The following is a 14026-nucleotide window of genomic DNA, read 5'->3' on the forward strand; positions in this document are numbered from 1 at the left end:
CGCTCACGCACCTCAGGGGAAAACTTGTTCGTTGTCTTGCTCATCGTAGACCCTTCCTCTCAGGAGTTAGGGCCTCCGGCAATCCCGGGGCGGTTCACCCGAGCCGATCTTGAGAGTGCCATTCTCGAGTATCTAAAGACTCGACCGGACGGTGCGATCAATAACCAGATTGCAAGGGATCTTGGCCTTGAGTCTGATTTCGAGGGGCGCCAACAAAACTATCTAAGCTATTGGTTATTAGGCGGACTCATGAAGCGAGGTTTGGTAAAGCGCGAGACGATCGGCGGTAAAAAGCCTTTTAAAATAAATGATTAATTGAGGTGAAGGGCTGGCCATCTTCTGCCGCGCGTCTAGCTTTTCTTTCGACGGCTTCATGTAATCCGATGTTACGTTCAAGTATTTGGCTTAAATCTAAGCCGTCCATACAGATTGTTTTTTTACCTCGGCCAAAACTCTCCAAGGCACCTTCTGAAAATCCGCAATAACTTACAAAAAGACCGCGGGCCCAAGCTGCCTTTTCATTCAACTTGCCTTCAAAGTCACGAAGATCCTTGGCGTCGGTCAACTGCGACTGCCATTTAGCCTCCAAAAGATAGGTCTCTCCCTGTAGAACGAAGCTCCCGTCGATCTGCTCGCCTCTATTGCGGAATGACGCGCGTGGCTGCAATCCAAACAGATTGAACAAGCGTGTCAAAAACGCTTCAAATTCATAACCTCGCCTTTGCGGCGGGAGAGATGATAGCATGAGCAGATCGTTCTTTAATGACGCAATTTTTTGATGGTCAGGGACAGCATTGTTTTTTGGCACTTCGCCAGTTTTTTGCAGTTTGCCCAACCGTTCCAATAGACTGAAATACTTACGCTCCGATCCGGCGACGGGATCAGGCCGACCTTCTAATAGGTCGCGACGAACTTCCCATAACGCGCTCAATAGCTTGGTTGCGGTAGCGTCATCGGCCAATTCCAAAAAGCGACGGAGGCGCTTTCCCTTCGATCCGCCGTGAGTCGCATACACCGGATCATCAATATCTACTTCGAGTTCGGCATAAAAAAACTGTGAAAACGTCCGATCAGAAAAGTCGAGAACAAAGCCGGGGCCACGGAGGTAATCCACAAGCGCGGCCAGGGTTCTGTAGTCCATCTCTTTGAGGCTGCTCATGTCGATACGTTAGACTGTCGTCATTTAGCGGATCAAGTTACCTCCGCGTTGAAGGCCGAAAATGCATCACGCATCTGTTGACAAAGTGGTTGTTCTAAAAGCGGCCGCGGCCATGACATCGAACGGGTCGGCTGACGCCGCCCACCAGCCGAGGGCGGTGATGCGCTGGCGCGCACCGGCTTGCAGCTCCACGCCCAACCCCGCAGAACACCCTCGCTCGCCCCTCCACCATCCTGCGGATGGTCCCCCTCCCCTGTAGGGGAGGATTGGCGCGCCTTTGCTGCCTAGGGGTCAAAGTTTTCATCCTTCAACGTCCACGCCGTCTTCGGCGGCGGTGCAGGTTCAGGCTTGCCGTGGGACCAGCCCTCGGGCGGGTGACGGTTTTCCTGTTCCGCCGCTGTGTGCTTTGGCGGGGGGAGGCGCTTTGCCTCGGGCGGATCGAAGTGGTTGCTCGCTGCGTCCCACCGCACATCGAGCACCGCGCGGGTCTTGGCGTCGGCGTTCATGGCGGCAAGGTCGCGGTCGCGCGAGGCGATGAACCCTGCCCAGGCGGCGCGGGTTTCTTCGCTGAGGGCGGCCCAGCGGTGTTCGGCTTCGCGCTGGAAGCGGCGGCGGATGTCCTCGATCTTGCGGTCGATGCTGCGGCGGATATCATCGACCGACACGTAGCCCTGCTCGGCCTCCCATTCCTTGCGCCATTGCTTTTTGAGCCGTTCGAGCTCCATCTTGTCGACGGCGTTCATCGCCTTGGGCTTGCCTTCGGCGAAGCGGTCGGGCGCGCGGTTGCGCAGGATGAACATCAGCAGGCGATCGTTGTAGCGGGTGCGGGTGCCGATGAGTTTGCCGTAGGAGTAGAGCGGTTCCTCGACGCCGTTGAGGGCGCGGTCCATCACCACGTCCTCGATCCGCTGCACGCCGAGGCTGAGCGCGGCCTCCCACGCGGCGCGGAAGCTTGTCGCGCCCGGTTGGCGGCGCAGGTGGTAGGCACCGCGCTCGGCCATATCGACCGCCTTGCATGCGGCGGCGACCGAGCCGGTGTCGGCCAGCGCCTCGATAAAGCTGCGCTGGCGCTCGGGCGTCCAGCCGTCGTGGCGTTCGCACTGGCGGGGCACGGGGGTGAAGGGGGGCAGCTCTCCCGCAGGAACGGGGAGGCGGGCGGAGCGGGGGTCTTTGCGGCGGGTCATTCTTGTTGTTTCCTCGCTCATGCTGGCTGCGCCAGCGTCGCTGCGGGCGGGCAGTCGCCCTTGCGGTCGCTGCGCAACCGGTTTGGATCACAGATCGGCCGAGTAGGAAAATGTGGGCGGGCGGCGGCAGGGGTGCAGCTTCACTTGGCGTTCAGCGCGGGGCTGGCTATAGGGGCGGCCATGCAAGCCAAGCTCACCACCCGCCTCATGCAAGCAGCGCTCGCCGCTGGCACTCTTGCGACCCTGTCCGCCTGTGCCGGAAGCACCGAGGGCAAGGACGTCGCCTATGTCGCGCGCGATGTCGAATCGCTCTACGCCTCGGCGCAGGAACGCCTCGACAAGGGCAATACGCTCCAGGCCGCCGCGCTGTTTGACGAGGTGGAGCGCCAGCATCCCTATTCGCCCTGGGCCCGCCGCGCGCAGCTGATGAGCGCCTTCAGCTATTACATCGCGCGCGATTACAACAAGGCGATCCAGAACGCGCAGCGGTTCCTGTCGATCCACCCGGGCAACAAGGACGCGCCTTACGCCTATTATCTGATTGCGCTGTCCTATTACGAGCAGATCAGCGACGTGAACCGCGACCAGAAGATCACCGAGCAGGCGCAGACCGCGCTGCGCGAGGTCAACCGGCGCTTTCCCCAGACCGAATATGCCGCAGACGCGCGGCTGAAGCTTGACCTTGTCGCCGACCACCTCGCGGGCAAGGAAATGGAGATCGGCCGCCACTACCAGCGCATGGGCCTGTGGCTTGCGGCGGATATGCGGTTCCGCAACGTGGTCGAAAAGTTCGACACCACCAGCCACACCGCCGAAGCGCTCTATCGCCTGACCGAAAGCAGCCTTGCCCTGGGCGTTCCGGCCGAAGCGGTGAAGTATGCCGCAGTGCTGGGGGCCAATTACCCCGGTTCCGAATGGTACGAGCGCGCCTTCAAGCTGGTGGACAAGAACGCGAGCGGTGTCACCGCGTCCTGATTGCCGCAGAGGCGTGCCTGCGCGTGCGCGGGCGGGCGGGGCCATCCGTCATATGATTGACATCTGCGCCGCGCCGCGCCAAGGGCCGCGCCGTCTTGTTCTATCGTGGCAGACCCAATCCTTGCCCGGCAGGACCTATGACCACTTCCATCGACGCGGCGCGGATCGACGCGGTCATCACCTGGGTTGATGGCGATGATCCCGCGCACAGCGCCAAACGCCGGCGCTATCAGCCCCATGCCCCGCGCAACGCCAATGCGGTCAACCCGCACCGCTGGGCCTGCAATGACGAACTGAGCTATTGCCTGCGGTCGATCGCCAATCATGCGCCGTGGATCGGGCGGATCTGGATCATCACCGACGCCCAGACGCCCGACCTGTCCGCCCTTCCGGCCAGCCTGCGCGGCCGCATCACGATCATCGATCACCTGACGCTGTTCGCCGGCCATGAAAGCGCGCTGCCGACCTTCAATTCCCTCGCCATCGAAACGCTGCTGTGGCGCATTCCCGGGCTGGCGGAACGGTTTGTCTATTTCAACGATGATGTGTTTCTGACCGGGCCGCTGGCACCGGACGACGTGTTTCGCGGCCGCGCGCCGGTGCTGCGCGGGCATTGGGTCGATCAGCGCGCGATTGCCGCGGATCCTGCCAGCCGTGATGATCCCACGCTCCTCCATGCCCTGACGCAGATCAATGCGGCCGCGCTGGCGGGCTTTGGCGCCGAACGCATGTTCCGGGCCGCGCATGTCGTCCATCCGCTGCGGCGATCGGTGCTGGCACAGTTGTACGATCAGCACCGCAGCAAATTCATCGCCAATATCGGCCACCGCTTCCGCTGCGTATCGCAATTCCTGCCGCAAGGCCTGCACAACCATGCCTGCATCGCGGCGGGCGAGGCGGTGGTGCACACGGCCGACGATCACTTGCACCTGCGCACCGGCGCGGTGCATGATTACCCCCTGCCGCAGGTGCGCGCCTATCTGGCCCGCGCGCTGAAGCCGCAGTTCAAGTTCCTGTGCGTCAATGATCTGCCGCAGGTCGAAGCGGCGATCCCCGATACCCGCGACTGGATCGAGCGGGCCATCGCGGCATAACCGCAAGATTGCCGCGCCCGCACCGCCAAGGCTTGGGGATTGGAGGTCTTTGCGCAGGTGACGCGCCCGCGCGGCTGCGCTATTCCGGCTCACCCATGCTGACCCGGCTTTCGATCCGCAATATTGTCCTTATCGAAGCGCTCGATCTCGATTTCGCGCGCGGACTTGGCGTGCTGACGGGGGAGACGGGGGCGGGCAAGTCGATCCTGCTCGATGCGCTTGGCCTGATCCTGGGCGACCGGGCGACCAGCGGCCTGGTGCGCAGCGGCGAGGACAAGGCCAGCGTCACCGCCAGTTTTGATTTTGCCCGCCTGCCCGCCGGGATCGCCGCCGCACTGGATGATGCCGACATTGCCATCGAACCGGGCGAGCCGCTGCTGATCCGGCGGCAGATCAAGGCCGATGGTGGGTCCAAGGCTTTCATCAATGATGCGCCCGTCAGCGTCGCCCTGCTGCGCGAACTGGCACCGATGCTGGTGGAACTGCACGGCCAGCATGATGACCGCGGGCTGGTGAACCCGCGCGGCCACCGGCTGCTGCTGGACCGTTATGCCGGGACGGACGCTGCGGGGATTGAGCGCGCCTATGCCGATTGGGCGCGCACCGAAGCGCAGCTGGCCGACGCGCGCAGCGCGGTCGATCAGGCCAAGGCCGATCAGGATCTGCTGATCGCCCATCTGGCAGAACTTTCGGCGTTGGAGCCGGTCGCGGGCGAGGAAGCGCGGCTCGCCGGGGCGCGCGCCGACATGCAGAAGGGCGAGAAGCTCTCCGACGATCTCGAAACCCTGCGCCATCTGTGGGACGGATCGGATTCGCCGCTGGCGGCCTTGCGGGTCGCGGCGCGCAAGCTCGACCGGATCGCCGATCAGCACCCCTTGCTGACCGAGGCGCTCGCCGCGCTCGACCGGGCGGTGATCGAAGCGAGCGAGGCGGAAGACAAGCTGCGCCTCGCCGCCGAAACCCTGGTGCATGATCCGCACGAGCTGGAACGCGCCGAAACCCGCCTGTTCGAACTGCGCGCCGCCGCCCGCAAGCACCGCTGCGAGGTTGATGACCTGCCCGAACTGATGCGCACCATGCGCGCCCGATTGGACGCGATCGAGGGCGGGGAGGCGCAGCTGGACGCGCTCGAAGCCGCCGCCAAGGACGCGCGCAAGGCCTATGTGGCCGCCGCCGAGGCCGCGCACACGGCGCGGGTGGCCGGCGCGGCCAAGCTGGATGCAGCCGTCGCGGCAGAACTGGCGCCCTTGAAGCTGGATGCGGCCCGGTTCCGCACCAGTGTGACCCAGCTTCCCGAGGACCGCTGGGGGCCAAGCGGCATGGACGCGGTGGAGTTTCTGATTGCGACCAACCCCGGCGCGGATTTTGCGCCCCTGAACAAGATTGCCAGCGGCGGCGAATTGTCGCGCTTCATCCTCGCGTTGAAGGTCGCCTTGGCCGAACAGGGCGGGGCGGCGACGATCATCTTCGATGAAATCGACCGCGGCGTGGGCGGGGCGGTGGCGAGTGCCATCGGCGAGCGCTTGGCCCGGCTGGCGGCGCGCGAAGGGCAATTGCTCGCGGTGACGCACAGCCCGCAGGTCGCGGCGCGCGGCGGGCAGCACTATTTCATCGCCAAGGCTTCGGCTGGCACCGTGACCCGCACCAGCGTGGTGCTGCTCGATCAGGCCGGCCGGCAGGAGGAGATCGCCCGAATGCTGTCCGGCGCCGAGGTCACGCCCGAAGCCCGCGCGCAGGCCGAGCGGTTGCTGGAGGGGGTGTGATTTTGCAGGACGCAAGGCACGCCCCCCCGACCCTCTTCGTTAGGGAGGAAGGGGAGAGGTGGCCCAAAGCCCCCTCCTCTTTAGAGGAGGGGGTTGGGGGTGGTGGCGTCTCACCCGAAACGCTCAAAGCCCGCGCCCGCGCCATGCGCAACAACCCGACCGAACCGGAAAAGCGCCTGTGGGCAGCCCTGCGTGACAGTCGCCTTGCCGGTTTCAAATTCCGTGGTCAGGACGTGATCGGCCATCGCATCGTCGATTTTTTCTGCCCGGCGCGCGGTGTTGTGATCGAAGTGGACGGCGATACGCATCATGCTGAGGTCGACGCGTTGCGTGACGCGCAGATGCTGCGCCAGTTCGGTTTCCGGACTGTGCGTTTCACTAACGGGGATGTGATGCGCAATCTGGAAGGGTGCCTGACGCGGTTGTGCAATGTTCTTGATGATACGCCTGAGCGTTGGGCTGGCCGGGTTCGTCACCACCCCCCGACCCCCTCCTCTGAAGAGGAGGGGGAGAAGTGAGCCGAGCGGCTAAAAGCCCCCTCCTCTTCAGAGGACGGAGTTGGGGGTGGTGGAGTGCCATACCTTTCCTCTTCCTCGCGGTCGGCTGCGCGCCCACTCCCGCGCCCGAGCAAGCCTCGCAGCCCGCGCAGCCCAATAACGCGACCTACGGCACCGATGCCAACCTCAAGCCTACCCCGCCCGACGCTACCTTACGCTATGCCGACCACCCGCGCGGCTTTGCCGAATTGCGCCTGCCGGCTGGAGATGGCCCGTTCCCGCTCGCGGTGATCTATCACGGCGGGTGCTGGAAAACCGGCATCGCCAGCCAAGCCTATATGGCCCCGCTCGCCACGCGCTGGCAGCAGCTCGGCATCGCCACGCTCAATGTCGATTACCGCGAGGTCGGCGATGGCGGGGGGTGGCCGGGGTCGTTCGCGGACTGGGCGGCCTCGGCGCAGCTGATTGATGAGGTTGCGGCGCGCTATCCCATTGACCGGGCGGCGGTCACGCTGGTCGGCCATTCAGCAGGCGCACTGCCTGCGCAGTGGCTGGCGGCGCGGCAGGGCGCGGATGGGCCGGTGGGCGCGCGCGAACCGCTCACTGTCCGCGCAGGCCTTGTGCTCGACGGGCCGGGCGATGTCGGGGCGGAGCGGGAAGGTTTCGATACATTGTGCCAGTTTGCGGCGGTCGATCCCTTTATCGGCGGGGAGTCTCAGCGCTTTCCGGAGCGTTACAAGGCGATCTCGCCTGCGACCACCGCACCGCGGCTGGCGCAGGTGCTGTTTGTGCAGGCAAAGCTGCCCGCACCATCACGCGCCACGCAGGCGGCCATGGCATCCGGCGGTGCGAAGGTGACGGTGCGCGAGAATATCGGCGCGAGCCATTTTGCGATTATCACCCCCGGCAACCCGGCCTATGCGGCGAATGAGGCTGCGATGCTGGCGGTGCTGAAGGGCGAGTGACCCCCCATGACTGAGACCCTTTCCGAAGCCGAAGCCGCCATCGAGCTGATGCGGCTCGCGCGTGCGATTGCCCGGCATGATCGCTTGTATCACGCCGAGGATTCGCCCGAGATTTCCGACGCCGAATATGATGCGCTGGTGCGCCGCAATGCCGAGCTGGAGGCGGCGTTTCCGCATCTGGTTCGGCCGGATTCGCCATCGCGCAAGGTCGGCCATGCCGTCGCCGCTTCGCCGCTGGGCAAGGTGACGCATGCGGTGCGGATGATGAGCCTCGACAACGCCTTTTCGCCGGAAGAGGTGGCGGAGTGGCTGGCGCGGATGCGGCGCTTCCTGAACCTTTCCGACGATGCGCCGCTGGCCTGTACGGCGGAGGACAAGATCGACGGGCTGTCCTGCTCGCTGCGCTACGAGCAGGGGCGTCTGATGCGCGCGGCCACCCGCGGCGATGGGCAGGTGGGCGAGGATGTGACGGCCAATGTGGCGCACATTCCCGATATTCCGCAGCAGCTTCCCGCCGGCGTGCCCGAAGTGTTCGAGGTGCGCGGGGAGGTCTATATGGAAAAACAGTCCTTTACCGCACTCAATGCGGCGCAGCATGAGGCGGGCGGCAAACTGTTTGCCAACCCCCGCAATGCGGCGGCGGGCAGCCTGCGGCAGAAGGATGCCAGCGTCACGGCGAAGCGTCCCTTGCGGTTCTGGGCGCATGGCTGGGGCGCGGCTTCGGCGGTGCCGGGGGCAACCCAGGCCGAGGTCGTGGCGCGTTTGCGCGAATGGGGATTTCCGGTCTCGCCGCTGTTTGTGCGGATTGAGGGCGGGGAGGATGATTTGGTCGCTCACTTCAATACCATCGGCAAGGCGCGCCCCGATCTGCCCTATGACATCGATGGGGTGGTCTACAAACTCGACCGGCTGGATTGGCAGGAGCGGCTCGGCTTTGTCGCCAAGGCCCCGCGCTGGGCGCTGGCGCACAAGTTTCCGGCGGAACGGGCTGAAACGGTGGTGCAGGGGATCGACATTCAGGTCGGGCGGACGGGCAAGCTGACGCCGGTGGGCAGGCTCGCCCCGGTGCTGGTGGGCGGGGTGACCGTGACCAACGTGACGCTCCACAACCGCGACGAGATCGCCCGGCTGGGCCTGCGCATCGGTGACCGCGTAGTGATCCAGCGCGCGGGCGATGTGATCCCGCAGGTCGTGGAGAACCTGACGCGGGACGAGCCGCGTGCCGCTTTCCCGTTCCCCGATCACTGCCCCGAATGCGGCAGCGAGGCGGTGGCGGAGGAGGGCGAGGTTGATGTCCGCTGCACCGGCGGCCTGATCTGCCCGGCGCAGCGCACGCAAAGGCTGGAGCATTTCGTCAGCCGCAAAGCGCTCGACATTGAAGGGCTGGGGGAGAAGACCATCGCGCAGTTCTTTGCGCGCGGGTGGCTGGAAAGCCCCGCCGACATCTTCCGCCTGCGCGCGCGCCGCAGCGATATCCTCGGCCTTGAAGGTTGGCAGGAAAAGTCGGTCGACAACCTCCTCGCCGCGATCGAGGCCAAGCGCACACCCGATGCAGCGCGGCTGCTGTTCGCGCTCGGCATCCGGCATGTGGGCGAGGTGACGGCGCGCGATCTGATGAAGCATTTCCACGAACTGCCAGCCTTGCGCGCCGTGGCCGAGGCGGCGCAATCCTCCCCATCAGGGGAGGAGCTGCTGGCCATCGACGGCATCGGCCCCTCGGTCGTCGCGGCGCTGGGTGATTTCTTCCACGAACCGCACAATGTCGCGGTGTGGGAAGACCTGCTCGGCCAGGTCACCCCGCCGCGCTACGAGGTCAAGACCGTCGCCAGCCGGGTCGCGGGCAAAACCGTTGTGTTCACTGGCAAGCTTGAAACCATGAGCCGCGACGAGGCCAAGGCGCAGGCCGAACGCCTCGGCGCCAAGGCGGCCGGCAGCGTCAGCGCCAAGACCGATCTGTTGGTCGCAGGTCCGGGGGCAGGGTCCAAGCTGAAGAAGGCCGCCGAACTCGGGATCGAGACGATGGACGAGGCCGGATGGGCGGCTATCGTCGCTGAAGCGCTCGCCGGTTCCGGGGAAGGCGGGGCCTGATGGACCTGCTGCGCGAACTGCACCCGCAGGCGTTGCGCATCGCAGGCCTGCTGCGCGCGCGGGGCCAGAAAGTCGCGGTCGCCGACGGGGCTACCGGGGGGCTGATCGCAGCCACCTTGCTGACCGTGCCGGGCGCGCTCGATGTTTTCGTGGGCGGCGGCGTGGTCTATTCTTTCCGCGCCCGCGACGTGCTGTTCGCGCTTCCGCGAGAGGCTTACGCAGGGATGCGCGGGGCGACCGCGGATTACGCCCTGCTGCAAGCCCGCGCGATCCGGGACAATTTCGGGGCCGATTGGGGGTTGGCGGAGAGCGGCGCAGTTGGCGGGTCAACCCATCCGTCGGGTGCGCCGGCGGGGCGCAGCGTGGCGGCGCTGGTGGGGCCGGGGGCGGAACACACCCGGCTGCTCGAAACCGCCAGCGATGACCGCATCGCCAACATGGCCGCCTTCACCCGAAATGCGTTGGCGTTGCTGGAAGCAGGGTTGGAACCGGGCGCGGAACGTTAGCCCGTGCGAGATTGCCGCCGCGGCGGAAGCTCTGAAGATCTATCCTTGAGCAGACAGCTTCGGTCGTCGTCACCGGAAGCTTGCGGAGGGCCGCTTGCGGCAGTGCTGGTCAGGCGGCCCGGGCTGGCGGCTTGTGCTGCGGCACGGCGTGGCCGGCCGTTCCTGCGCTTCCTGTGCGAAAAGCTGCCACGTGTTCGATCAGGGCATCGGCCTCGCTGCCCAACAGATGGGTTGAGGCTGAACATTCCTCGACCACGGCGGCATTGGCCTGGGTCATCTGATCCATTTCCGCCATCGCCTGATCGACTTCGGCAAGGCGCTTGGCCTGCTGCTCGGCCGATTGGGCGATGTCGCTCACCAGATTGCCGATTTCGGCCACCGCAGTGACGACTTCTGTCAGTGTGGCACCACTCGTGCCGACCAGTTGCACACCATTGGCGACTTCGCCCCCGCTTTTGGAAATCAGATCGCGGATCTGATCGGCCGCTTCGGCGGAGCGCTGCGCGAGACTGCGAACTTCGCTCGCGACCACAGCAAAGCCCTTGCCGGCCTCGCCAGCGCGGGCGGCCTCGACCCCGGCGTTCAGCGCAAGCAGGTTGGTCTGAAAGGCGATTCCATCGATCACCTCGATGATGGTGCCAATTTCCTGGGAGGAGCGCTCAATTCCCCGCATGGCGCTGACGGCGCGCTGCACCACGGCGTGCCCATCGCGCGCGCGGGTGGCGGCGGCTTCCATCGCGTGATGCATGGCGGCGGCATCCTTTGCAACCTTGCCGATCGATCCGGTCACGTCCGACAGGGCCTGTGCAACCTCGGCGATGCGGCCCGCCTGCACTTCGTTGCGCGCGGCCAGATCATCGGTGCCTGAGCGGATTTCGACGATTGAGTGCTGCACGCTTGACGCACTCTCGCGCACAAGCGCCATCGCGTTGGCAAGGTTCGATATTGCGCTGTTCAGATCATCGCGCAGCACCGCATAATCAGGCGGCAGGCTGGTGGTGCAGGAATATTGCAGATTCTTGCGCGATAGCGCGGCAAGACCTTCGCCCAGCAGTTTGACGACGATGCGCTGATCGCTTTCGGCCTGGCGGCGCGCGATGGCCGCGCTACGGAAGGTTTCGAGGCTGCGGGCCATGGCGCCGATCTCATCGTCACGGTCAGCGCTGCTGGCGGGGCGATCCAGCTGGCCCTGTGCAATTGCTGCCATCGTATCCGACAGATCGGCCATAGGTGCGATCACGTGCTGACGAATGCGGCGTGCTGCCACCAGCACCACCCCCATCAGCATCAGCGCCAGCGCGCCCGCCAGGCTGACGAGCAGCGCGGTGAGCCGGTGGTTGCTGGCCACCATCTTTTCCCGGTAAGCATTGGACAGGGCCACCAGTTTGAGGACATGGCCATGCTGAACATCATAAGCACGGGCCAATTCGCCTGCATGGATCGCCCGCATCCGGCCGGTATCGCCGGCCTTGAATGCGGGCAGAAAGCGGGTGTCGACGATGGCCCAGAACGCGTCGGCTGACTGAATTGTGGCGTTGACCTGCGCCTGCAACTCGGGCGTCACCGGGGTCTTGGCCCAGAAAGCCTGACGGTCACGGAATTCGGTGCGGGTGATATCGAGCCGCTTGAGATGGCGTTCGGCCGCAGACGGGTCGGATGCGATCAGCAAGGTCAGCAGATAAGGCTCAACACTATAGGCCGGCGGCGGGAGGATATCAGCCAGCAGCACATCCTGAAGCGTGTTTTCTTCGGTCATCGGACCGCCGAAACGCACCAACGCGATAGTGACCGCAGTCACTGCCACGGCAAGCGAGATCAGCCCAATGATAACACGGCTGCCAAGCCGGACCTGGTTTGTTATCAGCATCGCGCGCTCCTCAGGCCGCCCGGATTGCGGGCGGGCAGTGCGAGCGTGGCTTAGCGCGCCAATCTTGCCGAACAGATTGGGCGGGCCTAATCGCTTTTCCTTATGCGGATTGCGGCCGATAACGGAAACGGCAACCGGGTGGCATCGTCTGGCTTTGCCGAAAGGCGCTGACTGGCCGGGCGACGCACAGGTGCGTTCTTGCCCATTTCTTTTGGCGCAAACCGCTCAAATGCCGCCTGCGCGCTGGCTTACCCCAGCCCCCTGCCGCGCACCCGCCGCCGCCGCAGCCACAGGATCGCCCAGTCGCCGCGTTGCAGGCGCGCGGCCATGCGGAAGCCTGCAAGGTGCATCGCGCGCTTGACGGCCGCTTCCTGCTCACCCGCCAGCAGCCCCGCCAGCAGCAGGCTGCCACCCGGCGGCACCGCCTTGGCAAAATCGGGGGCGAGGCTGACCAGTGGGCCTGCCAGAATGTTGGCGATCAGCAGATCATAAGGACTGCGCAAGGCCAGCAGCGGGTCGTCCATCCCGTCCGCCACAATCATCACCGCCTGGCCTGCGCCAGCGCCCATCGGGATCGCGTTGAGGCGCGCGTTTTCTTCGACCACGCCGACACACACCGCGTCGATATCGGTAAGGGTAATCTGCGCGCGCGGCCACAGCGCCAGCGCGGCAAAGCCGAGCAGCCCGGTGCCGGTGCCGATATCGGCGATGGTGCGCGCGGTCACGCCGCTCGCCTTCATGTGTCCCAGCATTTCAAGGCACCCGGCGGTGGTCTTGTGCTGGCCGGTGCCGAAGGCCTGGGAAGCGGGGATGGTGAAGTCGATGAGGTCCGGATCAGCGGGGTAATCGGGGGTGTGGACATGGAACCGCCCGGCGCGGATCGGCGGCGCGTTGTGCTGGCTGAGCGTCACCCAGTCTTCAGGCGGCAGTTCCTCGATGGTGATTTTGGGCGCGGCGCCTTCGAACAGGCCCGCCAGCGCGGCTTTCTCGGCCTTGCCGGGCTTTCTCGGATACCAGCCTTCCAGCACCCAGTCGTCGGGCTGGTCCTCGGCCACTTCGCGGCCCGCGATGACGAGTTCATAATCCCAGTCATCGATCAAATCATGCGCCAGCAGCGCGGCCTGAACGACCGGCTTGGGGGCGTGGGCGGAGAGCTTCCACGTGGTACTATCGGACAAAGCTGGCTCCATTCGCGTCGATCACCGCGCCGGTCATGCTGGGGGGCGCATCGAGGGCGCAAAAGGTAATGATGGCGGCGATTTCGTCCGGGGTTGCCACCCGGCCCAGCGGAATATCGGCCAGCAATCCCGGTCCGCCGCGGCTGGCGAGGTAATCGTCCGCCATGCTGGTATCGGTAAAGCCGGGGGTTACCGCAAAGCTGAGGATGCCGTCCTTGGCATAGGCGCGGGCGATGGTCTTGTGCATCCCCACCATTCCGCTTTTGGCCGCCGCGTAATGCCAATGTGCCGGGCTGTCCCCGCGATAGGCGGCGCGGCTGGCGACATGGACGAGCCGCCCCGCAAAGCCGCGCTGCTGCCAGTGCAGCACCGCCAGCCGTGATACTTGCGCGGCGCTGGTGAGGTTCACCCGCAAGGTATCGTCCCAGGCATCGAGCCATTCGAGGTCCGACCGGTCCAGCCGGTTTGCCTCGAACCGCCCCGCGTTGTTGACCACGGCGTCGATTTTGCCCCCGGCGATGACGAGCGCCTGATCCCACAAGCGCTGCACGCTCAGCGGGTCGCCGAAATCGGCGGCGATGATCGGCGGTGATCCGGGCATCGATCCGGGCGCTGAAGCGACCGCGCGCGAGGCGTGGCCAATGACGTGCGCGCCGCGCGCCGCGAGCGCTTGGAGCGTTGCCTTGCCGATTCCACGGCTTGATCCGGTAACAAGAATGTGTCCCATGCAAGCGCCTATCCGAAACTTTG

13 protein-coding genes are annotated in these 14026 nt (G+C 65.3%); 8 read left to right on the forward strand and 5 right to left on the reverse strand.

The window, feature by feature from the left end; all coding sequences use genetic code 11:
* Positions 1-315 (forward strand): hypothetical protein (locus tag C0V72_RS16545; RefSeq protein ID WP_233999747.1); only part of this gene is annotated, 315 nt, incomplete at its 5' end.
* On the opposite strand, the gene C0V72_RS02835 is transcribed toward C0V72_RS16545, so the two are convergent.
* Positions 299-1159: a restriction endonuclease gene (locus C0V72_RS02835; RefSeq protein ID WP_101791712.1), complete on the reverse strand. Its 861-nt coding sequence runs from the start codon at positions 1157-1159 to the stop codon at positions 299-301. The two genes, C0V72_RS16545 and C0V72_RS02835, sit on opposite strands and share 17 nt — an antisense overlap.
* 284 nt (positions 1160-1443) lie before the next feature.
* Positions 1444-2343 carry a hypothetical protein gene (locus tag C0V72_RS16550; RefSeq protein WP_233999748.1) on the reverse strand — a complete coding sequence of 300 codons (900 nt, stop codon included), beginning with the start codon at positions 2341-2343 and terminating at the stop codon, positions 1444-1446.
* A 180-nt stretch (positions 2344-2523) separates the two neighbouring features.
* On the opposite strand from C0V72_RS16550, the gene C0V72_RS02845 reads away from it, so the two are divergent.
* From C0V72_RS02845 to C0V72_RS02875, 7 genes are all read left to right on the forward strand, one after another.
* Positions 2524-3318 carry an outer membrane protein assembly factor BamD gene (locus C0V72_RS02845; protein ID WP_101791713.1) on the forward strand — a complete coding sequence of 265 codons (795 nt, stop codon included), beginning with the start codon at positions 2524-2526 and terminating at the stop codon, positions 3316-3318.
* A gap of 137 nt (positions 3319-3455) precedes the next feature.
* Positions 3456-4412: a stealth family protein gene (locus C0V72_RS02850; protein ID WP_101791714.1), complete on the forward strand. Its 957-nt coding sequence runs from the start codon at positions 3456-3458 to the stop codon at positions 4410-4412.
* Between the two features lie 95 nt (positions 4413-4507).
* The gene (recN, locus tag C0V72_RS02855; RefSeq protein WP_101791715.1) at positions 4508-6175 is read left to right on the forward strand and encodes a DNA repair protein RecN; all 1668 of its coding nucleotides are present in this window, start codon (positions 4508-4510) and stop codon (positions 6173-6175) included.
* A gap of 143 nt (positions 6176-6318) precedes the next feature.
* Positions 6319-6693, forward strand: coding sequence for an endonuclease domain-containing protein (locus C0V72_RS02860; RefSeq protein WP_101791716.1), 375 nt, complete (start codon positions 6319-6321; stop codon positions 6691-6693).
* Positions 6690-7637, forward strand: a complete 948-nt coding sequence (locus tag C0V72_RS02865) for an alpha/beta hydrolase family protein (protein ID WP_143704512.1) — start codon at positions 6690-6692, stop codon at positions 7635-7637. Before C0V72_RS02860 ends, C0V72_RS02865 begins: the two co-directional genes overlap by 4 nt.
* A 6-nt stretch (positions 7638-7643) precedes the next feature.
* Positions 7644-9725 carry an NAD-dependent DNA ligase LigA gene (gene ligA, locus C0V72_RS02870; RefSeq protein WP_101791718.1) on the forward strand — a complete coding sequence of 694 codons (2082 nt, stop codon included), beginning with the start codon at positions 7644-7646 and terminating at the stop codon, positions 9723-9725.
* Positions 9725-10231, forward strand: coding sequence for a CinA family protein (locus tag C0V72_RS02875; RefSeq protein ID WP_101791719.1), 507 nt, complete (start codon positions 9725-9727; stop codon positions 10229-10231). Before ligA ends, C0V72_RS02875 begins: the two co-directional genes overlap by 1 nt.
* Positions 10232-10340: 109 nt before the next feature.
* On the opposite strand, the gene C0V72_RS02880 is transcribed toward C0V72_RS02875, so the two are convergent.
* From C0V72_RS02880 to C0V72_RS02890, 3 genes are all read right to left on the reverse strand, one after another.
* Positions 10341-12098 (reverse strand): methyl-accepting chemotaxis protein, encoded by a 1758-nt coding sequence (locus tag C0V72_RS02880; RefSeq protein ID WP_101791720.1) that lies wholly within the window; start codon positions 12096-12098, stop codon positions 10341-10343.
* A gap of 248 nt (positions 12099-12346) precedes the next feature.
* The gene (locus C0V72_RS02885) at positions 12347-13276 is read right to left on the reverse strand and encodes a 50S ribosomal protein L11 methyltransferase (protein WP_233999749.1); all 930 of its coding nucleotides are present in this window, start codon (positions 13274-13276) and stop codon (positions 12347-12349) included.
* Entirely contained in the window at positions 13266-14003 is a 738-nt protein-coding gene (locus tag C0V72_RS02890; protein ID WP_101791722.1) for an SDR family NAD(P)-dependent oxidoreductase, read from the reverse strand. The genes C0V72_RS02885 and C0V72_RS02890 overlap by 11 nt, the downstream gene beginning before the upstream one ends.
* Positions 14004-14026: the final 23 nt, after the last annotated feature.

Source organism: Porphyrobacter sp. TH134 (assembly GCF_002855495.1).
Lineage (GTDB): Bacteria > Pseudomonadota > Alphaproteobacteria > Sphingomonadales > Sphingomonadaceae > Erythrobacter.

What these genes read in the sequence shown, in the direction of transcription:
- C0V72_RS02860 (WP_101791716.1), top strand. Translation starts at nt 6,319, where the DNA reads ATGCGCAACAACCCGACCGAACCGGAAAAGCGCCTGTGGGCAGCCCTG.
- C0V72_RS02880 (WP_101791720.1), bottom strand. Translation starts at nt 12,098, where the DNA reads ATGCTGATAACAAACCAGGTCCGGCTTGGCAGCCGTGTTATCATTGGG.
- C0V72_RS02845 (WP_101791713.1), top strand. Translation starts at nt 2,524, where the DNA reads ATGCAAGCCAAGCTCACCACCCGCCTCATGCAAGCAGCGCTCGCCGCT.
- C0V72_RS02875 (WP_101791719.1), top strand. Translation starts at nt 9,725, where the DNA reads ATGGACCTGCTGCGCGAACTGCACCCGCAGGCGTTGCGCATCGCAGGC.
- C0V72_RS02835 (WP_101791712.1), bottom strand. Translation starts at nt 1,159, where the DNA reads ATGAGCAGCCTCAAAGAGATGGACTACAGAACCCTGGCCGCGCTTGTG.
- C0V72_RS02890 (WP_101791722.1), bottom strand. Translation starts at nt 14,003, where the DNA reads ATGGGACACATTCTTGTTACCGGATCAAGCCGTGGAATCGGCAAGGCA.
- C0V72_RS02850 (WP_101791714.1), top strand. Translation starts at nt 3,456, where the DNA reads ATGACCACTTCCATCGACGCGGCGCGGATCGACGCGGTCATCACCTGG.
- ligA (WP_101791718.1), top strand. Translation starts at nt 7,644, where the DNA reads ATGACTGAGACCCTTTCCGAAGCCGAAGCCGCCATCGAGCTGATGCGG.
- recN (WP_101791715.1), top strand. Translation starts at nt 4,508, where the DNA reads ATGCTGACCCGGCTTTCGATCCGCAATATTGTCCTTATCGAAGCGCTC.
- C0V72_RS16550 (WP_233999748.1), bottom strand. Translation starts at nt 2,343, where the DNA reads ATGACCCGCCGCAAAGACCCCCGCTCCGCCCGCCTCCCCGTTCCTGCG.